The organism is Mycoplasmopsis edwardii (assembly GCF_900476105.1).
GTDB lineage: Bacteria > Bacillota_I > Bacilli_A > Mycoplasmatales > Metamycoplasmataceae > Mycoplasmopsis > Mycoplasmopsis edwardii.
In genome coordinates this window covers 188,992-212,868 of the sequence record NZ_LS991951.1, presented here as the reverse complement: position 1 = coordinate 212,868, position 23,877 = coordinate 188,992, and the positions used below count along the sequence as shown (strand labels likewise).

19 protein-coding genes are annotated in these 23,877 nt (G+C 26.6%); 12 read left to right on the top strand and 7 right to left on the bottom strand.

Annotation, left to right across the window (positions count from 1 at the left end; all coding sequences use genetic code 4):
* Entirely contained in the window at window positions 1-231 is a 231-nt protein-coding gene (gene secG / locus D2846_RS01095) for a preprotein translocase subunit SecG (RefSeq protein ID WP_117275073.1), read from the bottom strand.
* Between the two features lie 80 nt (window positions 232-311).
* Here secG and D2846_RS01090 point away from each other — a divergent pair, with 80 nt between their 5' ends.
* Window positions 312-1,982: a hypothetical protein gene (locus D2846_RS01090; protein WP_145960839.1), complete on the top strand. Its 1,671-nt coding sequence runs from the start codon at window positions 312-314 to the stop codon at window positions 1,980-1,982.
* A 35-nt stretch (window positions 1,983-2,017) separates the two neighbouring features.
* On the opposite strand, the gene D2846_RS01085 is transcribed toward D2846_RS01090, so the two are convergent.
* On the bottom strand, window positions 2,018-3,202 hold the full coding sequence (locus tag D2846_RS01085) for a YitT family protein (RefSeq protein WP_117275071.1): 1,185 nt from the start codon (window positions 3,200-3,202) through the stop codon (window positions 2,018-2,020).
* A gap of 136 nt (window positions 3,203-3,338) precedes the next feature.
* Complete coding sequence (locus D2846_RS01080; protein ID WP_117275070.1) at window positions 3,339-6,074, bottom strand: cation-translocating P-type ATPase; 2,736 nt, start codon at window positions 6,072-6,074, stop codon at window positions 3,339-3,341.
* Window positions 6,075-6,695: 621 nt separating this feature from the next.
* Between D2846_RS01080 and D2846_RS01075 the strand changes: the two genes are divergently transcribed.
* The 5 genes from D2846_RS01075 to D2846_RS03695 all read left to right on the top strand — a co-directional run bounded on the left by D2846_RS01075 (window position 6,696) and on the right by D2846_RS03695 (window position 11,342).
* On the top strand, window positions 6,696-7,610 hold the full coding sequence (locus D2846_RS01075) for a hypothetical protein (RefSeq protein WP_117275069.1): 915 nt from the start codon (window positions 6,696-6,698) through the stop codon (window positions 7,608-7,610).
* Between the two features lie 890 nt (window positions 7,611-8,500).
* The gene (locus tag D2846_RS01065; protein ID WP_117275067.1) at window positions 8,501-10,087 is read left to right on the top strand and encodes a DUF2130 domain-containing protein; all 1,587 of its coding nucleotides are present in this window, start codon (window positions 8,501-8,503) and stop codon (window positions 10,085-10,087) included.
* 288 nt (window positions 10,088-10,375) lie between these two features.
* Window positions 10,376-10,750: a hypothetical protein gene (locus tag D2846_RS03590; RefSeq protein ID WP_223211522.1), complete on the top strand. Its 375-nt coding sequence runs from the start codon at window positions 10,376-10,378 to the stop codon at window positions 10,748-10,750.
* Complete coding sequence (locus D2846_RS03585; protein ID WP_235657967.1) at window positions 10,711-10,983, top strand: hypothetical protein; 273 nt, start codon at window positions 10,711-10,713, stop codon at window positions 10,981-10,983. The genes D2846_RS03590 and D2846_RS03585 overlap by 40 nt, the downstream gene beginning before the upstream one ends.
* A gap of 269 nt (window positions 10,984-11,252) precedes the next feature.
* Window positions 11,253-11,342 (top strand): IS3 family transposase, encoded by a 90-nt coding sequence (locus D2846_RS03695; RefSeq protein ID WP_235657966.1) that lies wholly within the window; start codon window positions 11,253-11,255, stop codon window positions 11,340-11,342.
* Between the two features lie 109 nt (window positions 11,343-11,451).
* On the opposite strand, the gene D2846_RS01055 is transcribed toward D2846_RS03695, so the two are convergent.
* From D2846_RS01055 to upp, 4 genes are all read right to left on the bottom strand, one after another.
* Window positions 11,452-11,667 carry a TM2 domain-containing protein gene (locus D2846_RS01055; RefSeq protein WP_117275066.1) on the bottom strand — a complete coding sequence of 72 codons (216 nt, stop codon included), beginning with the start codon at window positions 11,665-11,667 and terminating at the stop codon, window positions 11,452-11,454.
* Window positions 11,668-12,249: 582 nt separating this feature from the next.
* Entirely contained in the window at window positions 12,250-13,707 is a 1,458-nt protein-coding gene (locus D2846_RS01045) for an APC family permease (RefSeq protein ID WP_117275065.1), read from the bottom strand.
* On the bottom strand, window positions 13,707-16,364 hold the full coding sequence (gene lon / locus D2846_RS01040; protein ID WP_117275064.1) for an endopeptidase La: 2,658 nt from the start codon (window positions 16,362-16,364) through the stop codon (window positions 13,707-13,709). The genes D2846_RS01045 and lon overlap by 1 nt, the downstream gene beginning before the upstream one ends.
* Window positions 16,365-16,375: 11 nt before the next feature.
* A complete protein-coding gene (gene upp, locus D2846_RS01035; RefSeq protein ID WP_117275063.1) occupies window positions 16,376-17,002 on the bottom strand; it encodes a uracil phosphoribosyltransferase in 627 nt (208 codons plus the stop codon).
* 257 nt (window positions 17,003-17,259) lie between these two features.
* Here upp and nadE point away from each other — a divergent pair, with 257 nt between their 5' ends.
* The 6 genes from nadE to D2846_RS01005 all read left to right on the top strand — a co-directional run bounded on the left by nadE (window position 17,260) and on the right by D2846_RS01005 (window position 23,853).
* Window positions 17,260-18,051: an NAD(+) synthase gene (nadE, locus tag D2846_RS01030; protein WP_117275062.1), complete on the top strand. Its 792-nt coding sequence runs from the start codon at window positions 17,260-17,262 to the stop codon at window positions 18,049-18,051.
* Between the two features lie 11 nt (window positions 18,052-18,062).
* A complete protein-coding gene (locus tag D2846_RS01025; protein WP_117275061.1) occupies window positions 18,063-18,797 on the top strand; it encodes a YebC/PmpR family DNA-binding transcriptional regulator in 735 nt (244 codons plus the stop codon).
* Window positions 18,798-18,802: 5 nt separating this feature from the next.
* Window positions 18,803-19,852 carry a ZIP family metal transporter gene (locus tag D2846_RS01020; RefSeq protein WP_117275060.1) on the top strand — a complete coding sequence of 350 codons (1,050 nt, stop codon included), beginning with the start codon at window positions 18,803-18,805 and terminating at the stop codon, window positions 19,850-19,852.
* A gap of 102 nt (window positions 19,853-19,954) precedes the next feature.
* Complete coding sequence (locus D2846_RS01015; protein WP_117275059.1) at window positions 19,955-21,964, top strand: GGDEF domain-containing protein; 2,010 nt, start codon at window positions 19,955-19,957, stop codon at window positions 21,962-21,964.
* The gene (gene rplI / locus D2846_RS01010; protein WP_117275058.1) at window positions 21,945-22,406 is read left to right on the top strand and encodes a 50S ribosomal protein L9; all 462 of its coding nucleotides are present in this window, start codon (window positions 21,945-21,947) and stop codon (window positions 22,404-22,406) included. The genes D2846_RS01015 and rplI overlap by 20 nt, the downstream gene beginning before the upstream one ends.
* Entirely contained in the window at window positions 22,393-23,853 is a 1,461-nt protein-coding gene (locus tag D2846_RS01005; RefSeq protein ID WP_117275057.1) for a DnaB-like helicase C-terminal domain-containing protein, read from the top strand. The genes rplI and D2846_RS01005 overlap by 14 nt, the downstream gene beginning before the upstream one ends.
* The last annotated feature ends 24 nt before the right edge of the window (window positions 23,854-23,877 follow it).

Here is a 23,877-nt window from a genome sequence, read left to right as displayed (position 1 = left end):
TTAAATAAAAAGTCTAATTAATAATGATGTTCCTAATAAGATAAAACCAAAAATCATCATTGAGTATTTTAGAACTTTCTTAACTCCTCTTTCTTTTGATACTTTAAATAAATCTAAATCACCACTACCTACTAATGCTCCTGAAAAACCATTTGAATCTGGAGACATTAAGAATGAAACAATAATAATGAAAAAACTAATCATAATTAAAACAACTGTTAATATTGACATATAAACCCCTTTATATTTATTAATAAATATATTTATTAAAATAATACCACAAAAATGACTCTTTTTAATATAATAAATACATGAAATTAAAAAATATATATAAAACATTGTGGACTTTATCATCAACACCTTTAATGTTTGCCTTTGTTGCTTGTGCACCAAAACAAGCTGAAAAAGTTAGTTCACAAACAAGTTTTTCAGACAAAAATGTTGCTTATGCTTTTAATAATTTCCTTTATGAAACAAGAAAGATTCTTGCAGTTGAAATTACTAAATTCTTTAAAAATACTCAAAATAAAGACAAAATAGAAAACTGAAAACAGTCTCAAAGTGAAATTATTGAACTTTTAGAAAGTTTAAAAGATGATAAAAAATTCGATGAAAACTCAACTAAAATTATAAAAAGTTTTAGTGATCAACTTACTGTAAAAGACCTAAAAGATGTTGCAAAATTTAGCTTATTAAATGATTTCGGAAGAAAGTGAATTGTTGATATTTTAAGTCCGGTAAGCCAATTAATTAAAATACCTGAAGATACACGTAACAAAATTGGAAAAATTATTGATTCATTTGTAAACTTTGCAACTGTTTTCAGATCTAATTTACAAGTTGATTATATTAATTCAAAAATTAGTTTATTAAAACAAGAAAGTGAAGTTTTAATCCTACAAAATAATATTAAAAGTTTTAAAAATGAACTTTCTGTTTATTATGAAAAAGAGAAATTTAGTTCATTTTTACAAGATAGTGAATTGATCAAAAAATTTAATAACGAGTCATTAGAAATAATTAAAACATTTGATGAAAAATTAGCTAAATCTTATTTTTCAGAAAATTTACCAAGCGCTTCAACAAAATTCAGTTTAATTAATACTAATTTATTTGATAAAAAGCTACAAATTCAAGAAAATCAAACATTAAATGTTGCATTTAATAATGTTGAATCATTAAAAGAAATTTTAAAAGAAGAAACTCAAATTAAGATTTTAGATAAGTTTTATGATAGTTATAAAAATCTTTTATTCACTTCAATTGAAAATAATTTAATAGCTAGTGATTTTGTTAGTGTGACTTTAGTTAATAATAATTCAGAAAGTGAAGCTAAAGTTGTTTTATATAATAAAAACAAATCTACAAAATCATTTGATTTAGTTGAAGATGATGCGCCAATTAATTCAGATGAAGATCAAGCATCAACTGAAAATATGAGCACAATTAAAAAGCTTTCTTCACTTGTTCCAAGTGATGTAAATCATATAATTAAATTAACTTTACCAATTAACAAAGATGTACAAAATAAAATTGGGTTCGAAGTTGTGAATAATGATATCTCAAAAGAACTTAATTCTATTAATTTAGGACTTTATCAATTTAATAGATTATTAGTTAAATCTGTATTAGTTGAAAACAACACAATTAAAGTTGATTTATCTCCTTCATATGATTTAGAGTCAAATAAAGTTATTGATGATAATTCATTTGATGTTATTTATAATCAAAAATATGCATTTATTACTGCATTGCCGCAAATTCAACTTGCTAATGAAATTGATTTTGATATCTACTTCGCCTTAAGCGATGAAGAATATCAAAATCTATTTGGAAAAAGATTAAATTCATTAAATTATCCAACATTAAATGTAAATAATGCTTCTAGCCAAGAAGATAAAGATGCAGCTCAAAAACAACATGATGATTTTGAAAAAGCGAAAGAAACTTTAATGAAAGAAATTAGGTTAGAAATTAAATAACAAAAAACCATGCTTAGCATGGTTTTTCATTTTAATTATTCTTCAATAAACATATATCCATCACCTTTTTTAAGGTCAATGATAGAGATAAATAATTCGCTGTTGATTTTCTTAGTCACTTCGAATAAACCTGCAGCATCTAGATATTGAGTATTAGTAACAATCATGTGTTGCACTTGTCTTGAATATCCACCATAAACTTTGTGCACAGAGAAAGTATAAACCCTGTGGGATGCTTTATTGATTTGTTCAATTAACTCAAATGGATTGGTGCAATATATCTGAGTTTGCACAAGTTTATATTTTGGATAAGTTAAGTTAACAAATATTGCGTTAACTAAAATTAAGAAAATACCTGCAATTAAGTTCGGATTAAAGAATAAATCAAAACCTCATGGTGAATTAAGTTTCATTAATTCTTTGATACCATCCGGCATATCTTGATTATGATTTATAAAGTTTGAGATCGCTAATGATGAAGGTACATAAGTACCTAAAACATTGGCAATAAATAATGAAACAATATTTAAGATAAAGAACACTGAAGCAATATCTCTTGATTTAACTTTTGCTTCATACATTCCATAAATATCAAATCCACCAGTTGAACCACCGATAATCAATGTTGCAACTATTGCAAAACTTTGGATAAGAGCTGATGAAATTGCATACAAGAAAATAGAAACTTGTTTAAAGTTATCAGTTGGATTATTTCATAAAACAACTTTAATATTACTTTTTCCTAAAAATGCAAAGATATTTTCAACACCATTAGCAACCGCTGGATTAGCATCTAAGTTAGCAAAGACAAAGACTTTATCAATTCCTGGAATTGATGCAAATGCAAGACCTGAAAATGAATAAAAGAAGATAAAGTAAATATTTCAATATGTGAAATGTTTACTAATTTTAAAATATGACAAAATGAATAATGGGATATTTAATAAAAAGAAAATAACCCAGAAGGCGATATCAAACAAGGTTTTGCTTCCTGTTGTATAGTAAAGTAAGTTCCCGATTGCTTGACCAAGCGATTCAATTCCTAAAGCATATAAACCAACATTTTGTAAGAATAAAACCCCTAAAAATGATGCAATAATTGCAATTAGCGCAAGCACTATCATTTTTTGGTATGGTTTATGGATTTTGTATAAAAAACCTAAGATTAAAATTGATGTTTTAATCTTTCTTCTTGAGTATCGTGGTGCTTTAGTTTTCATTACTAAATTATATATGATATCAGCTTTATATTTAAGATAAATTTAGTTTTTTCGCTTATTTTTGAACTTCAATTCAAATGTTATTAACTTTATTTTATAAAAAATAAAGCCACCTTAATGGTGACTTTAAGTTTAATTAATGTTGAAATTGTAATTTTTGAGCTAACACATTTGTGTAAAGTTTTTTTACTTCGCTGTAAAACACAAGAGTAAATCCAAGTAAAATTGGAATTAATCAGTAAATGTAATTGTAGTTTGCGATGTTTGAGATTTCAGCCATTTTAAAGACATCTCTAACACCTGGTACAAATGCTGCAAATAAAACACAAATTGTTGAGAATGAACTTGCTAAATAAACAAGTTTATATTTAGCAATACTTGAAACAAAAATTGAGTTTTTACTCATTAAGTTTAATGAGTTTAAACTTGCTCCAACACCTAATGTGATAAACATTGCTGTTGATGTTAATCTAATAAAATCATCGCCAGTAATGCTTTGACTTTGAGTATAGAAACCTACAATTAAGTATGATACAACTGATGCTAAACTTAAAATGCTACTTTGGATAATTAATTGAACACCCATACCTCTTGAGAAAATACTTTCTGTTTTGGCAAAAGGTTTTCTTTTCATTACGTCAACATCATTTGGAGTCATACCTAAGGCAATTGCAGGTAATCCGTGTGTTAATAAGTTAATTCATAATAATTGTGAAGCTGAAAGAATAATTAAATCTTTTCCTTTAATAGAATCTTTGAAGATAAATGATAAAACAAATAATCCAATTAACATAACAATTATTTCTGTTAATGAAGAAACTAATAAGTTTAAAATAACTGATTTTATTCTGTCAAATGTTTCTCTACCGCTTTTAATACCTTTAACAATTGTTGTAAAGTTATCATCAGTTAAGATAACATCTGCAGCTTGTTTAGAAACATCAGTTCCTGTGATACCCATCGCAAGACCAACATCACTTGCTTTAAGTGCAGGAGCATCGTTAACTCCGTCACCAGTCATAGCAACAACTTCTTTGTGAGCTTGTCATGATTTAACAATTCTTAATTTATCTGAAGGGTTAACTCTTGCATAAACTGAAATTTTTCTTACTGTATTAAATAATTCTTCATCACTCATTTGCGCTAATTGAGCACCTGTGATGGCTAAATCGCCTTCTTGGTAAATTCCAAGTTCTTTTGCAATAGCAACTGCTGTTGTTAAGTGGTCTCCTGTAATCATAATTGGTTTAATACCTGCCTCTAAAGCTTCGTCAATACTTTCTTTAACCCCGCTTCTAGCTGGATCGATCATTCCAATGATTCCTAAGAATGTTAAGTCACTTTCATCTTCTAATGATAATGACTGTTTATCTTTAGAAACTTCTTTATAAGCAACCGCAATAACCCTATATGCGTTATTTGATCATTGTTCGATTGTTTGCATGTATTCAGGTTTTACATTGTTTGATTTAGATAAAATAACATCTGGAGCACCTTTAACAATGATGATGTTTTTATCTTTGTTAGAGTCAACTAAAATAGACATTGCCTTTCTATCACTATCAAATGGGATAGAATCCAATTTGTTGTGTGATAAGAAGAAGTTGTTTGCTGAATTTTTGTTTTGTAATCCGTAAATTAAGATTCCTGTTTCTGTTGGATCTCCAACTTCTGTATATTCACCGTTTTCTTTTAAAGTAACAGAAGCATCACAACATGCCACTAAGTATGATAATGCTTTTGAGTTGTCTGGTGTTTGATTACTTTCAACGTCTCAGAATTTGACTACAGTCATTTTGTTTTCAGTTAATGTACCGGTTTTATCTGAACAAATAATACTTGTTGAACCAAGTGTTTCAACAGCTGGAAACGCTTTAATAATAACGTTTTCTTTGGTCATTTTTGAAACACCAATTGCAAGTAAAACTGTTGTGAAGGTAATTAATCCTTCTGGTATCGCTGCAACTGCTAATGAAATACCTACAATTAAAGCACTTGAATAAGTGTTTGGTGAGCTTCAACCATTTTCGATTAAAACTGTATTTGTAATTATTAATTGTGAAATCGTTGTTAAGAATAATAAGATAACACCTGTGATACCAAATATTCTACTTAGTTTGTTTAATTTAAGTTGTAATGGTGTTAATTGCACTTCTTGAATTTCAATTAACTTATTAATTTTACCTATTTCAGTATTTAATCCTGTTTGCGTAACTAAGATAATACCTCTACCATTTGTAATATGAGTACCTGAAAATAAATAATTAGATCTTTCTCCTAAAGCAAGGTTTGTAACATCTAATTCTAAATTCACTTTTTTATCAACTGGTAATGATTCACCTGTTAAAGCCGATTCAACTGCTTGCAATGAGTATGCTTCAAGTAAAATACCATCAGCACTAACCGAGTCACCTGCTTCAACAATTAATAAATCGCCAGGCACAACTTTTAAAGAAGGAACAGAAATAATTTTTCCGTCTCTAATAACCTTGGCACTTAATTGATTATTTTTCTCGAGCGCTTTAACAGCTTGATCACTTTTAATCTCTTGATAAGTACCTAAACAAGAGTTAAGAATAATAACAACCAAAATAATAAATGGTTCAACGAAACTAATGATGATATCTTTAGTTTCAGGTTTATGACTTGAACCAAATGTTTCATAAAATGCAACACTTAAACTGAATGTTGCTGCGATTAAAAGTAAAATAATCATGAAGTCTTTAAATTGTGAAAAGAACACTTTAAAGATATTGATTTTTTTATCACTTCTAATTTTGTTTTCACCATATTGAGCAAGCGCTTCTTGCACTTGTTTTTTTGTTAAACCAATACGGTTTTTAACATATTCTTCATTAATATTTTTTATCATTTTTTCCTTTCTATGAAATTTTAAAGGATTTTTGACTTTATTGAAATTAAAGTTCAGAAAATTATATGAATAATCGGCTCATTATATGAATTTAAAAAACACATCAAAATAAATAGGGAAAATTTTTTCGGACACTTTAATCCTATTCGAATTCAATTCTTGGATTTAACCAAAAATTGAATTCGAATAGGATTTTGTTTTATACTTTTGCGCTTGACTTGTCTAATCAATAGGATCAGAAAAGTGTTAAAGTGTATAAAAAATCACCGTTTACTTGAACTTGGTTGACAATTCAGTTTTTTACACACAAATGTAGTATGAAAAGTTTTCACAAAAAATATATGATATTACCCAATATGAATAGCACATTTCTGACTTTGGTTATAATATTATTAAGAAAGGGGAAAATAAATTTTTATTTTATATCAGTTATCAAATTTAAGTTTATTATGTACAAAAAAAGATTTAAAAAATATATTAAATAACAATAATCCTAATTATGCCAAAATTATTCAAGGAAGTACTGTTTTAAAATTTTATAACTTATTAAAAAGGAAAAATAACGATATTGATTTATTAATTTTTAACAAATATGATATTAGAATTTCGCATCTAAATTCATTGTTTTTTAATGATATAAAACATATTCAAAAAATTATTATAGAAAAGAATTTAGGATTTTATCCAAAGTTTCTGATTCCAAAAATAGATGATGTTAATATTGAAGCTATATTTGTAAAATCAATTAATGAAAATTGATATCAAAAAATTAAGGAAATCATTTTAAATGTAAATAGATTAACTAATAATATAATTAATTTTAATGAATTTGAATTAACTTTTGATGAAATTGATTTGTTAACTGATTATATACATAGGAGGTGGTTACTAATGGAATCTATTGTTTTTTATCTTGAAAGATGGTTAAAAAAGAAAAAATTGACTTTAACTTTTATTATTTTCATATATGTTAATTTCTTTTTATTAATCATTTTAGGATTTTTAATACCGTTTCAAAAATCAAAGACTAATGAATATACACAAAAAATTATTGAAATTTTCTTATTTTATATACAACCCATTTCGTTGGTTATTGCGGCTAATTTATTAGTTATTTGTTTATTTTTTGCATATAAAAGCTATAAAAGTAATGCTCAGGGTTTATCTGATGAAGAATTTGATAAAAATTTTAAAGAACCAAAATTTCCTTCATATTTTAACTTATTATTATTAAAATATCTCAAACAAATAGATATATCGTTAGTTAATAATGAAATCAGAAAAGACATATATACTACAACAAAAAGAAATAACTTTATATATTTATTATTGTCTTTAATTGTTGCACTTTTAATAGATATTTTATTTATCGCTATTTTCATTAATTGGTTCAAACATTTCATTTCCATAGCTGAAATCAATAATATATTTTTATTCACAATGATTGCTATTATATCAATCACAGTTTTAATAATATTCATTTCAAAATGATTCATAATAAAAAAAGTGAAAAAAATATTTAAAATCAATAAATAGGAGTCTTACATAAAAAGGTAGTATTCAAACAAAGAAAACATTGGCTCAAAAAGTCAATGTTTTCAAAATACAAAGTCAAGCACAACATTGATTTTGCATAAAAAATATTAATTAGAAAAGTCATATGCAAGTTAAACATGCATATGACTTTTTTATGTATCCTATAATAAAATAATTGTGCAAAAATAAGAAATGATACATTAATATTTTAAAGAAAAATTTAGAAAAATGAATCTGTATTTTTGATCAATCAAAGAAAGAAAATAAATATACTCATTATGAGATTGCTGAAAATATTGATGCCATTTGAAAGTTTCAAAAAATTAGAACTAACTAGAAATTTGCAGAAAAAACAAATGGACATTGATTCAATTTATAATGCTTTTTTTGAAATTAGTCAAGGTATATCAATTCAAAAAAGTATCTAAAAAAATAAAAAGAGACATGATAGCAATAAAAAACGAAATTAATCTTATAACTAGCAAACATTCTAAAGATTTATTAAAATATCAAAAATTTCAATGTAACAATTGTTTTAAAAAAGTCACTAAGGTTAAAGTTCTAGACCGGGAAAACCATTCAGACACTTCCGTGTGATTTTTCCTAGTCTATCTTTTGCAAAAAATAACTTTTTTATTAATTTAGTTTTTTTGCAAGAAAAAATTTTTTAAAAATGTCCTGTAAAAACAGTATTTAAATTGAATGATAAAGTATAAAAATAAATTATTGATAAAACTTTTATCACTATTATATAGAGATAAAAGTTAGTTTTTCCATGACAGAATTCCCTCATATTTTACTCTAATAAAAAAGAAGATTTACTTGTTTTTTGGGTTTTTGGTTTTCGAAAAGTATATAATTAAATTATCAAAAAAACGAAAGGAATTAATATGAAAAAAATACTTATAAAAATTAAAAATTTAGATGAAATGGAATTTGAACTTCTTGAAAATGCACAACCTGGTGATTTTATTTCATTAAAAGAAATTTTAGATGCTGGTTCAAAAGAAATAACTAGTTATATATCTAAAGCTTCAAATATTATTTCAAGAGCCAAAGAAGAGGAAATATATAATAAGGCACAAGAACACTTTTCAAAAAAAGTTACTGAATCAAAAGAATATAATGATTTAATCATTAAATTTGAATCAGAAAAAAATGAGTTATTAGAAAAGCATCAATCTTTATTAAAAGAAGAAATTGAAAAAAATACAAAATTATTATCAACAAAGTTCAATGCAGATTTAAATGAAGCTTTAAGAAAAGAAAGAGAACTTATAGCTACTAAAAAAGAACTTGAATTTAATGATATTCAAAACAAGATAAAAAATCAAGCAGAATTACTTTCTCGCAAAGAGAAAGAATTTAATGAAAAAGTCTCTTTATTAAAAAAGGAAAATGATGAGAATGAAAAAAGATTTAATTTAAATAAAAAACTTGAAATGCAAGAAAAAATTTCAAAGTTTGAAACAGAAATAAATACGTTAAAAGCTCAAGTGTCAAATCATAAGCAAGAAAAAGAAATGGCTCTTTTATATCTTCGTAAAGAACTTGAAGATAAAATAAATATGTTAAATGCGAATTCATTATACAAAGATGAAAAAATAAAATTCCTCGAGGAAGAGAAAAATAATAAAGATAATATTATTAATGATAAAGTTGCAGAAATTAATAAATTAAATGGACAATTAATTGAAGCAAGATCAAAATCAAGTTGAAAAAACAATAATATTAAGACAATCGGTAATGAATTTGAAGATCACTTATTAAATATGCTTGAAGATTCTTTTAGTATGGATACAAGTATTAGATTTAATAAAGCAACACAAGCAATAAACGGCAGAATGCCAGATATTGTTATAGAGTTTCTAGATAAAAAAAATGAAGATAATGTAATCGGGAAATTAGTGATAGAAGCAAAGGCAAAATTAACAGAAGACGGTTCAAAGAAAAATGCGGAATTTTATGACAAATTAGCCAAAGATGTCAAAAATTATGGAGCTAATTTTGGAATATTGGTTACAGAATTGAACCCTGATGAGTCTATATTCATAAATTTTGCAAGAAACTATAATAATATTTTTGTTGTTAGAGACGTAACATTTATTTCTTTAGTCAAAATGTTAAGAATGCTTTTTGAAAAACAAACTGAAATTTCTTATAAAGAAATGAATTTTAAACAAAAAGAAAGAATAATAAAAGAGTTTGAAGAATTCTTCGATAAAAACATTAGAGAAAATTTTGAAAGACTACAAGAAAGATTATCAGATATTTCTAAATTTGCAGATACAATCAAGTTAGAGTCAGAAAAAATTAAAGATAAAATTAGAAATATAGAAGAAAATACAATTAAAAAAATTGATAAAGCTTTCCAAGAAAAGTTTTATAAACAAAACTTTTTACTTGATGTTAATCGAATAACACAAAATCAAATCGGCAATATTAAAGATATTTCAGAAGAAGTAACTGAAGAATAAAAAAGTTTTCTAAGATATTAGATCAGAAAAAACAAACGAACACTTTTTAGTATGGTAAAAATCATTCGGACACTTCCGGGTGATTTTTTCACACATTTAAAAGAATAATATTTATGAGATGTTTAAAAACAGGAGAATGAGTAAAAATCTTCAATGCATATGATGACTTCAAGAATCGCAGGATTAGAAATTTGAGTTTGAACAAATCTCTTTTTCAATTAGACAAAATTATTGGAATAAAGAATCATTAAAAGGAATGTTGAAAAAAGAAAAATGTATCATTTGAATATGAATATTCAGTCAAAAACTGGTAGAGCAAGCAAAAAATGTAAAGGCGTAGGGAGAAAGAAAAGGAAAGTTCTCGACTATACATGAATTGATACCCTAAAAGATGATGAAAAAGATGCGGTTATAAAATATTACTACATAATTTTTAATAAAAATAACATTGATCTTGATGTTAAAAATATCAAAAAAATAGAAAAGCTTTCATCTAGAAACATAGCAAAGATTCTATTAATAGCCAGATCAACATATTATGAAAAGTTAAAAGTTAAAAAATTAAAAAACAAAAACTTATTAAACACGAAGAAGTTATTCGTCAAAGTTTTACTGATAACAAAATGAGATATGGAAGAAGATTATCCAAATATTTATTTTTAACTTATAACATTAAAGTGAACCCAAAAACACTTGGTAACTATATGAAAAGATTAAATTTATTCACTTTTGTACGTAGAAAAAAGAGACAAAAAGAACATAAAAATACTAATGTTAAGTTTGCGGATTTGGTTCAAAGAGATTATAATTCAAAAAATAATATAATTTACGCAACCGATGTAACTTATATACCAGCACCAAAAGATATTAATCAAAATCATATTTATCAGATATAACTGATCATAAAACAAAGTTTGTAACATATGAAATATCATTAAATAATGATACTCAATTAGTTTTAAGTAATATTAATAATACAAAATTTAAAAAATAATTTTATTTTGCATTCAGATCGTGGTTCTGCATATTCTTCAATAGATTATATTGATAAAATTAAATCTTTAAACGGAAAGATATCAATGTCTAGAATTGGTAATAGTTTAGATAATCGTGAAATTGAGTATTTTTTTCGATACTTAAAAGCGAAATTTTTTTTGGCTTTTCTATGAAGTGTCATCAAATGAATTTTGATGAATTATCATACAAAATTAATGAATTTGTAAATTTATATAATTATAAAAGAATAAAAATGTAAAAACAAAATCCTATTCGGATTCAATTTTTGTTAAATCCAAGAATTGAATCCGAATAGGATCAAAGTGTCCGAAAAAATTTTACCTGTTTAGATTGTTGTTTTTTATTTTTTATGGTCTAATGTAAAGACCATCTGAATCTTTCATTAATCCTAATAAAGCAAGTATAAAGTCAATAAGTGCTATTATACCAAAACCGCCTGCTGTAAATAGTTTTAGTAGACCTAAAAGTGTTCTACCTGCATAAAATCTATCTATTCCTAATACTCCTAAGAAAAATGAAAGTAATACTAATGCTATTCAGCTTCTGTTTGATTTATTTCTCATTTTTGATTCTCCTATTTCCGTGTTTAATTTCATTTAAATTTTGATTTGGATTTTGTTTTAAAAAAGTTCCATATCTTGTTATTGTTCTTGTTGATACTTTAAATTTTGTACCATAAATAAAATTTTACTTTTAATATTAAAAAACTAATAAAAATAATTAAAAAATGAGTAGTCAAGATTTTTTTAATTTAATAAAATGTATAGATTTAAAACTATGTGTTTTATAAGGGAAAAAATACCATCTAACCACTTTTCTTATAAATGCACACAATAATTCTTTATACTCTTCAGCATTTTTTTAATTTTGGAAAAAATCATCTAAAGATAACGCTAATAAACTTTTCTTAATATAGTATTTTTAGTAATAATATTTAATAAATTTTTTTTAACATGAATGGGTATGATGAGTTTTGAGAATAAGTAAAAATATTATCATTTTTCACTAAATAATTTTTTAGATTAGAATAATCTTTAGTAAACATCTTTTTAGTATTAATTATTTATATATTGCTTTTTTATCAACTTACTTTATCAATATGTATACAAAAACTAACCAACAACTTGGTTAGCTTATATAAATAATTAACTAATTTTAATTTGTTTCTTTAATAAATATTTCTTGTGTCTATATGAATAATATCTTATTCCAAATCCTATTAAAATAAATACAAAATATCCAATAATTGTGAAGATTTCTGATGCGCTTATGCTTTCTCCTAAGATGTTAGGAACAAAGAATGTTAAAACTAAAAACCCTGCTCAAATAATACTTAAAAAATAAATAACTTGTTCTCAAAATGGTATTTTTTCAATTTTCTTTTTCTTTTGTAAAACAAAAGCGACAATGAATGTGAAAATATCTTCTACTAGCAATGCAACACAGCTCATATTGATAACAGCATCGAAGTAGTTTTCTTCACCAGGTTTTTGTGCCAATAAAACATATAATGATAATGAAATCATTGATATTAATGTAAATATTGCGACAAATATAATTGCCTTTTTATATTCTTGTTTTGAGTTGTGTTCGGAAAACATTTCGTGAATTAAATTATCTTCTGCTAAAGGAACAAGTTTTCTTGCTGTTGAAACAGTTTGAGTAATTTTATATCCGATATCATTTGATATAAATCCAATGATGAATAAAACCAAACCAAATGTACCTAAAGCAAGTGAATAATAATGGTAAAACTTATTGTTTATTGCTCCGCTTTGTTCAAGACCAAGCATAACTGTATAAACACCCATATAAAACACAAATATAGCACCAATTGCTGTTAGTAAAATTGTTCTAAAGTTTTTAAAGTGAACATCTTTGGTCATTGCAGCCATATCTTCAATTCCTGCAAAAGCAAAAATGAATAATAATGTGCTTGAGAAAATGGTTTTAGCTGAAATATTTTTTGTTGCTTCTAAACTTTGAGAATATCCATCTAACGAAATTTGAGTCATGATCAAAACAATACCAATGGCTAAAATTGATCATTTAACAATTGATGTTGCAAAAATTACTTTTGTACTTAGTTTTAATCCTAGTGTTGAAATAATTATTAATAATGCAAATATAACAACAGAAAGTGTTCTGATAATTCATAATATTGCAAGTTTGTTTGGGACATTTTCTCCTAAAATACCTTCAATAACACTTGATAAAAGTAATGGTGAAATCGAAGATAAAATTGGACTTTGTATAAATTGGTTTCACCCAATAAAGAAAATAAAGTTTCTTAAAAAACTTTTTTTCGTTCTTGTTGAAGTATTTTGTTTCGAATTATATTCCATTGAATAAGTGTTATTAGCAATATCATCATCAATATTTCTAGCAAAAGCGTATGATCCACCATAGTGATCGCTATACTTATTTGATAATCTAGAAAATACTAATGAAGTTCCTAAAACAGTTAATAAAGATAAAGCAATAACTAAGTAGCCTCAATATCCTAATTTTAAAACTGTGGTTATTGTTGATATAAAACCTAAACCAACAATAAAGTTAATAGTAAAAAATGTAAATGATTTAGCAGTAAAATGCTTATTCATTATTTAACTTTAATCTCTTTCAAATGTTTTTTATTCATAAAAATTACATCATAAATTTCTTCGTAATTTTTAACTGGAATATAAGTAATTGTTTTTTTGATTTCTTCGGGAATGTCTTTTAAGTTTTTAACATTTCCTTCAGGAATAAATACTGTACTAATGCTTTTTTGACTTGCTGCAAATGATTTCTCTTTTAAACCACCAATATCTAAAACTTTACCACGTAATGTGATTTCTCCTGTCATACCATATTTTGATGGCACAGAGAATTTTTTAAGCGCTGAGATTAATGCTGTTGTAAATGTTACACCAGCACTTGGTCCATCTTTTGGAACCGCACCTTCTGGAACGTGGATGTGAATTGTGTTTTTATCAAAATCAAACTCTTCAATACCAAATCTACTTGCATTTGATTTAACATATGATAAAGAGATTTGCGCAGATTCTTTCATAACATCTTTTAATGAACCAGTAATTTTGATTTCCTCTTTACCTGGGTAAATATTTACTTCGATTTGTAAAGTTGAACCACCATATGAAGTATATGCTAAACCATTTACTGTACCTGGTTTTTCTTCTTCTAGTTCACTTTCTCTTTTATAGATAACAACCCCAATTAAATCTTCTAAATCTTCAACTTTTACTGTGTATGAAGATGGTCTATCTTTTTCAGGTGTTTCCAATAATTTTAATGTGTATTTTCTAGCAATTTTATCTAAAATTCGCTTAAGTCCACGAACACCGGCTTCATTTGTGTAATGTTTAATGATGTATTCAAAAGTTTTATCATCAATGTTAAAGAAGTTTTCTTTTAATCCTACTTGTTCAATAACTTTTGGTAATAAGTGATTTTTAGCAATATTGATTTTTTCGGTTAATGTGTATGAAGAAAGCTCAATTACTTCTACACGGTCAATTAATGCGTGAGGAATATTTTCATAATAATTTGCAGTAGCAATGAAGATTGCTTTTGAAAGGTCATATTCATGTTCAAGGTAGTGATCTTGGAATTTTGAATTTTGTTCAGGATCTAACACTTCAAGCATTGCTGAAGCAGGATCTCCTTTATTTGTAGAAGCCATTTTATCAATTTCATCAAGTAAAATAACAGGGTTAGAAACTTCTGCTTTTAAAATACCTTTAATTAATTTACCAGGCATAGCACCAACATAAGTTCTACGATGTCCTCTAATTTCACTTTCATCATGAACTCCACCTAATGAAATTTTGATGAATTTTCTTTTCAGTGACTCAGCAATTGCTTTTGATAATGAAGTTTTACCTGTACCAGGAGGACCTACTAAACAAATGATTGGAACATTATTAAATGTTTCTTTTTCATTTTTATCTTCTTTGAATAATGACATATCAACTTCATGTTCTGAATCTAAAGAAAGTTTTTTAGAAGTATCTTTGTCATTTAATTTTTGGTTAATAATAACAGCGATATATTCAATAATTCTTTCCTTAACTTTATCAAGACCATAATGATATTTATCTAAAACTTCTCTTGCATATTTGATATCTAAGAACTCTTTTTGTGTTTTTCTTCATGGAAGTTTTTTAAGGTTAGCAACATATGTTTTTGAAATTGATGCTTCAGGAGAAACAGGCATCATTTCGCTTGATCTTTTATTTTCTTCTGAAATTAATTTTTTTACAGAATCAGGATAAATTTTATTTTTTACCTTATCTTTTAAATCTCTTGAATAATCATCTTCATTTATTGGGACATTAATGTTTGAAAGTTCTTCTTGTAGAACTTTAACTTTTTCACGCAGGATAAATTCTTTTTGTTGAATAGATAACTTTTTATTCATATTTGTTTGAACTTGTTGATTAATTTCTGCACTTAAACCAAGTACATCAGAAACTTTAACTAAAACTTCTGTAATTTTTGACATACTAAATTCTTCAAAAAGTTCACTTTTGTTAAAGAACTCATCGTTTAAATATGACAATATTGTAAATAATAATTCTCTAGTTCTTTGTGTATAATTTTCTGATTTTGAATATTCGCTATTTTCATTGATTAAAGTTTCAATTCATGAAATAGTTGCGTTTTTTGATTTTTCTAATGGTAATTTGTCAAGAACAAAACTTTCAAATGTACTGCTTGTTTTGCTATCATTCTCAATTGGTTTTGCAAGATTTTTTAACATATCTGTCATTTTAGTTAATTCAGACGTTAAATCATTAATATTAAGAATTGTATCAAATGGATCAATATCATCTCTAAAACCAGCAGTCCCAAATCCAAAACCACCTAATCCTTTTGTTTCTAATAATTCATCAATACGGGCTTGATCAATTAATTCTTTAATAATCCCGCCTTTTTCTTTATCAAAAACTACAAGACCAAGTTCTTCTGCATCATAAAATGATTTAACTTTAAATGTAATTGTATATTTGGGTTTTGATTTTTTTGAACCATCATACTTGTTTAATTTTAAAAATGTAGCAATAATACCTCTAGAGTTTAAACCAGTATTTTCTACTTGATAAAGAACTGCGAATGTATCACCTTTCTTTGCTTTTTCAAAACTTAAAAAGTCATCAACATTTTCAAATTCTCTTTCAACAATTGCGCCAGGAAATGCAACTGCTTTTTCTTTAAAAACAATAGTATGTAAAATTATTTTTTTGTTTTCGTTCATTATTTCTCCTTTTATTTTGTTCCAAAGATTCTATCACCTGCGTCACCTAAACCTGGTTCAATATATCCATGTTTATTTAATTTGTAATCAAGTGATGCTAGATAAATTTCAAAATCTTTTCCAAAATTATTTTCAATATTATCAACACCTTCTTGCACACCTACTAAACACACAAGTTTAATATTTGTAAAACCATCTTGTTTTAATCTTCTGATTGCATCAACTGCTGAATTACCGGTCGCAAGCATCGGATCGACAACAATTAATAAACTATCTTTATCAACATTTGGAATTTTGTAGAAGTATTCCTTTGGTGTTAAAGTGTTTTCATCTCTATACATTCCAATATGTCCAACTCTTGATTCAGGAATCAAGTTTAAAAGTCCATCAGTCATTCCTAAACCTGCTCTCAAAATAGGTACTAGGACAATTTCTTTATTAAAGTTATCACCATCAAATTCTTGGTTTAAAGGGGTTTTAACAGTAACTTTCTTTGTTTCATAATTACGCATAATTTCATAAACCATTAAAGAACCTATTTCATTAAGGTTTCTTCTGAATTCATTATGATTGCAATTAACATCTCTCATTTTGGTTAATTTAATATCAATAAGTGGGTGTTTTAGTATTTTAAGCACATCTTCTCCTATCAACAAATTTTTTATTATTATACAATAAAAAGTGTTATTTTTTTGTATTACTCAAAATATCAATAAAATAACTTTCAGAGTGTCCAAAAATAGGAATCTTTTAACAAAATAATTTAAAAATTTAACAAATCTTACATATTTTAAAATTTTTGTATCGGCCATTTTCGTTTCCTTTCATTTCACTTATATAGTTATAGGATTTTGGACAGATTATTGTAAAATATATGAATATTAAAGGAGGATTAATGAGTAAAATTTCAAGTTACAAGAACAACATTGTTCAATATGATGAAAATATTGCAAATTCATACATCTTAAAAATACAAAATTTTCTTAAAAATAAGTTAAAAAAGGCTAATGCAAAAGGATTTATTGTTGGTATTAGTGGTGGGATTGATTCAAGTTTAGTTTATGCCCTTGCAAAATCAGTTGCACCAAATGATACTTTAGGTGTAATTATGCCTATTATCAGCATGACTGATAGTGATAAAAATCATATTTGAGAACTAGAAAAAGCATTTAATGATAAATTTCTAACAGTTGATTTGACCAAAACATTTGAATCACTTGTAAGTAATTTTGATTTATCAAATAAACTGGCTATTTCGAATATTAAACCAAGATTAAGAATGACTACTTTATATGCGTTAGCACAAGAAAACGACTATTTAGTGCTTGGAACTGATAACGCAGATGAAGTTTTTATTGGTTATTTCACAAAGTTTGGTGATGGTGGAGCTGATTTATTACCAATTTCTAAAATCACAAAAGGTGAAGTTAGATTTTTAGCTAGTTTAATGAATGTTCCCGGTTCAATCATCAATAAAGCACCATCTGCTGGTTTATGAGAAGGTCAAACTGATGAAAGTGAACTTGGATTCAGTTATGATGAACTAGATTTTTACTTAAATCACATTGATAATCCAACTTTATTGAAAAAGTATTTAAATTCAGACACAATTAAAAAAATTGAATTTAAACATAAAATCACTCAACATAAGAGAGATAAAATTTATACAGTAAGAAATATTAAATAAGGAGATTTATTATGGCAGGACACTCACACGCAGCCAATATCGCACACCGTAAAGGTGCACAAGATGCAGCTAGAGGGAAAATTTTCCAAAAGCTTTCAAAAGAAATTTATGTAGCAGCTTCAGCAGGACCAGATCCTGACATGAACCCAGCATTAAAATTAGCGATTGCTAAAGCTAAATCTAAAAATATGCCTAAGGATAATATTGAAAGAGCGATTGCTAAAGCTAAAGGAGCTAAAAGTTCAGAAGCTTATACAGAATTACTTTTCAATGCTACAGTAAGTGGTGGAGCTACTTTTATCGTAGTTACACTTAGTGATAATGTTAATAGAGTTAAATCAAATATTCAAGCTTACTTTAACAAACAAAATGCAACTTTAGGTAAAACAGGTCAAATTCCTTTTGCCTTTGATAAAAAAGGAATTATTGAGATTTCTAAAGAATTTGTTTCAGAAGATGATTTAATGATGATTGCTTTAGAAAACAATGTTGAAAACATTGAAAATGAAGGTGATTCATTTGTTTTATTATGTGCTCCAGAAAACTTTAGTACATTAAAAAATTCAATTGAAAGTGCTTTAAATATTGATACATTTATTCAATGTGAAGTTACATACATTCCTAACATGTATGCAGAATATGATGAAGAAAAAGAGAAAAAACTTTTAGACTTTGTCGACAAATTAAAAGAAGATGACGATGTTCAAGAGGTTTACCACAATATCGAAATCAAATTCAATAACTAATAAATATGCAATGAATTGAAAATTTATATGAAGCAATTAATGATTCAGTTCAAATTGCTTGACTTTCACAATTATTCTTAATTTTTATCTTTTTAGGAGCTATGTTATTTATACCAGTATTAATAGCTCTTTTCTTACCAGTTATTGGTAAAAAATTAAAGAAAACATTTAGTATTTATGTTTATTCATTTTCAACAGGTTTCTTTATTGTTCTAGCTACATTTGGTTTTTTAAGAGAAGCATTAGAGAATTCTAATTTATTTGTTAATACAACATTCGGATTAAATGTAGCTAAAGTAACTTTATATGGTTATAACATCTTATTTGTTGTTGGTGGTTTAATTTTAGGTATCGCATTTTCATTTTTTATTAAATTCGTGATCTCATATAAATTTAATAAAAAACTACTTGCTTCGAAAAGGTTAAGCGTCTTTGTACACGAGCATTCAGTTGAAGACGGACATACCCATGACCACACACATTCACATGAAGATTTCATCTTTAATAATGATGATAAATTAGAAATAGCAGATCAAGCTTTATTTAAGAAAACTGAAACAAGATTAAAAGTAATTGCACTACTATTATTACTTACTCACAGAATTCCAGAAGGCCTTTTATTAGGATATAACTTAAGTTTATTTGTGCCTAACAGTATAGGAGAAGTTAAGTCAAATATTTCTTCAATTACAACTGCTTATTTCCTTTCTTTAATCTTACATTTAATACCAGAAGAAGTAGTGTTTTACGTGAGACTAAAAGATGCTGGTTATTCACCAATAAAAGCATTATTATTATCATTTTTAGGATTATCATTATTTTTACCATTCATGATAATCGGAATGTATGCAGGTGGTTCAATAAATAATGCAGGTAAATCCCTTATTTATGCCTCAGTTTCAGGAATTTTCTTATTCACTTCGCTTGTAGAGTTCTTCCCAGAGTTTTACCATGTAAACTTTAGTAAAAAAAGCTGAATTTTAACAATCGTAACTTTATTTTTAGGAGTAATTTTAGCTGCGTTTGTATTATCATTCCATACACACAGTCACTAAAATATGGTTTTATTGCACATCATAAAGATGTGTTTTTTTATTCTATAGAATAAATGATATAATTAAATAATATTTATAAAATAAATATTAGATAGAGGTAATATGACAAAAAGACAGAAGAAATGATTGCTAATTGTACTTATTTCACTGATTTTTATTCTTTTCATTAGTTTTCTAGCAATGTTTATTGTTTTAGAGAACGATAAGAGAATATCAGCACTTGTTGCATTAGGAATTTTAATTATCTTAATTTCAGGTATGATGTTAGGTTTCTATGCACTTTTAGAATTCTCTCGTTCACGTGATCTTATCAAAAAATCATTCAATGGATTTATTGAAGAAATCATGACCAAGAACAACATAGGAGTTTGCATCTTTGACACCAAACAACAAATTGTTTGATCAAGTCACTTTATTAGATCAACTTTTGGTAGAGACTTCGTAGGAATGAAAATTAATGAACTACTACTAAAAATTGACTCTAAGTACAAAGTTTCAAAAGACTTATCTCAAAAAATTTTTGAATTTGAGTATTCAAACAAAACATATGAAGTTCAGTTTTGACCTTTGAGTAACTTAATTATCATTAGAGATATTACACCTGAATTAATTTACAAAATTCAAACACTAGAACAAATGCCTGTTATTGGTGAAATTGAAATTGATAACTACCAACTTTATCAATCAATACTTTCTGAAGAGCAATTATTCAAAATTAATAAAGTTGTAATCGACTCAATCAACGAATATACAGAAAAATATAACTTAGCTTATAGACAATACACTAATGGTAAATTCTTAATCTTTACTAATGAGCAAAGTTTAAAACAACTAATAAATGAAAACTTTGATTTATTTTTACAAGTTAACAAAAGATTAGATGATCCATCAATTAACAAAATTTCTTTAAGTGGTGGTTTTGCATATGGGTGAACATCGCTTAAGAAAAAAATTGAACAAGCTAAAAAAGCCTTAGTTCAAGCACAATCACGTGGTGGAGATCAAATTACCATTTATTCAAACAATCAACCTCCTATCTACTTAGGATCAAATACAGAGATCTTAATCGATAATAATAGAACAATTATCAAAAACATAACAAGGAACCTTGAGAAAAAACTTAATGATCCTGAAATCGAAAATATCTTTATTTATGGGCATAAATGAGCTGACTTGGACGCAATTGGTGCAGCTTATGGTATTTATGAAATAGCTAAAAACTTTAATAAGGATGTTCATATTGTTTTAGACACATTTGATAATACAGTAAAAAGTTTATTTAAAGATACCAAAGATTCTTTTGCTACAGAATCTGCTAGTGTATTTGTTAAATCTAATTACGCACTTAAACACACAACACACAAAACACTTGTTGTTTTTGTAGATATTGCAGATCCAAATAGAACTGATAATCCAAACGCAATTGACGATGTGCATAGAGAAAACATATTTGTTTTTGACCACCATAGGCTTGCAAGATCAATTGAGTTTGCACCAAAAACAAATTGCTACGTAGAAACCAGTTCCTCAAGTGCTTCAGAAATTGTTACCGAAATAATTTCATTCTTAGAATACAAAGTACTTATTTCTAAAACTTGTGCACAATTATTATTAAACGGAATTTATTTAGATACAATCCAATTCTCAAAATCAGTTACACCAAGAACTTATGAAGCTGCTTCTTGATTAGAAGCAAAAGGAGCAAGTTCACTTAAAAGTGGTGAATTATTAAAAATCGATGAAGATACAGAAGAAAAAATTAAGAAGATCCTTGCTAATACACTAGAGATTAAAGAAGGATACTATTTAGCTTATTCAGATATTGAAGCAACAAATGACGTAATTTCAATTGCTGCTAATGAGATCTTAAAAATCAAAGGTAGAATTGCATCCTTTGTAGTAGCTAAATTAGAAGGAACTAACACTTACAAATTAAGTGCTAGAGGTATAGAAACAAATGTTCAGATTATTTGTGAAGCTGTTGGTGGTGGTGGACACTTTAGTACTGCTGCTGCAACAAGTGAAGAAGATCTAGAAATTTTTGTTGATAACATAAAATTCGCAATAACAACATCAGGGAGACAAATTAACAATGAAAGTAATATTAATTAAAGATTCTAAAGACGGAAAAGCAAATACAGTTATTGAAGTATCAGGAGGATATGGAACTAACTTCTTAATCAAAAAAGGTTTAGCTGTGCCTTACAACGAACAAACATTAGCTCAATTAAACAAAAGATTAGATAATCTTGCAGCAGATGAACATGAACACAGAACAAATGCTTTAAGATTAAAAGAAAAACTTGAAGAGTTAACATTAAAATTCAACTTAACATCAAACATTGACGGCAATGGCAACTTAAACGTTCATGGTTCAGTTTCTACTAAAGATGTAGATAAAAAACTTAAAGAACTTGGGTTCAACTTACAAAAACATGCATTACAAAAAATCCACCTTGTTTCACATGGATCTCATGAAATTGCAGTTTATGTATACAAAGATATCGAGGCAAAATTAAGAATAGAAATCAACATTACTAATGTCAAAAAGTAAAAATAAGAATTTTGTAAAGTACAATAACTTTGAAAACTTTATAAAACAAACAAATGAAAATACCTTATTCCAAAATCGTGTGATTGAAAAAACTGTTTTAAACCTCATGATGGCGGATTCAGAAAAACAACAATTAGCAACTCAATATCTTACTGATGAACACTTTTTTTATCAAGGACATAAAGACTTATTTAGATATATAAAAGATAAAAGAGAACTTATTGGTTTTGGTTCTTCAGTTGACTTCTTTGAAATCAGAAACATGATTGAAGATGAAGAATCAAAAATTAAATATCCATTGGTAACAACCAATTTAATTAACGAAATTAGTTCAATGTTTGTTAATGAAGAAAACTTCTTAAATAACGTTGAAAACTTAATTGAGTTAAACAAAATGAGAAACCTTGAAGTCTTCTACAACTTATCCCTTGACGCAATGAGCCATAACAAGAAAATCACATGAGATGGTTCAGTTCAAGATTTTGAAACATTTTTAGAAGAAAATAACTTAAGTTCACTACAAAACAGTTCTTTCATTAGTTTTGCATCTGCGACAAAGGAAATGGAAGAGTTAATAGGCCTTGCGCTTGAAAACAAGCTTCCTGAAGGTTTGTTAACTGGATTTGATAAACTAGATCAAATTATCAAAGGATTTAAACCAGGACAATTAATAGTTTTAGCTGCTCGTCCTGGAGTCGGTAAAACAGCATTAGCATTAAATATTGTTAAAAACATTTCTAGTGTTACAGAGATATCAGAAGATGGTATAACAACTATCAAACCAAACCATTGTGCATTTATTTCTCTTGAAATGCCATATACTGAATTAACATACCGTTTATTTTCTTCTATAACAAATATCCACTTGGCAAAATTACAAAAACCAAGTTTATTACAATCAAATGAACTTGAAATTCTAGCTAATTCATTCAAGGAAAACATTAATAATGAAAATTTATTCCTTGATGATAATACATCAAGTAGAATCACTGATTTAATTTGAAAAATCAAGCACTTACACAAGATTGTTCCTGGTGGTTTAAAGCTAGTTGTAATTGATTACTTACAACTTATAAGTGGGCACAATTTAAATGGTAACAGACAAAATGAAGTTGCTCAGATTTCTAGAAGTTTAAAAGTGCTTGCATTAGACCTTAAAATTCCGATCATTGCATTATCGCAACTTTCTCGTTCAGTTGAGCAAAGAACCGAAAAAAGACCACAATTAAGTGACTTAAGGGAATCAGGGGCAATCGAACAAGATGCTGACATTGTTATCTTTTTAAGCAGAAATATTCTCGATCCAAAAAAAGACGATGATGCAAGTAAATTTGATGAATATAGCTTAACACAAGTAACAGTTGCAAAAAACCGTAACGGACAACCAGGCTATACAGAAATGTTATATAAAGGTAATATTGTTACTTTCTTTGATGAAAAATCATAATAATTTAGGGGCAAAAATGGAAAC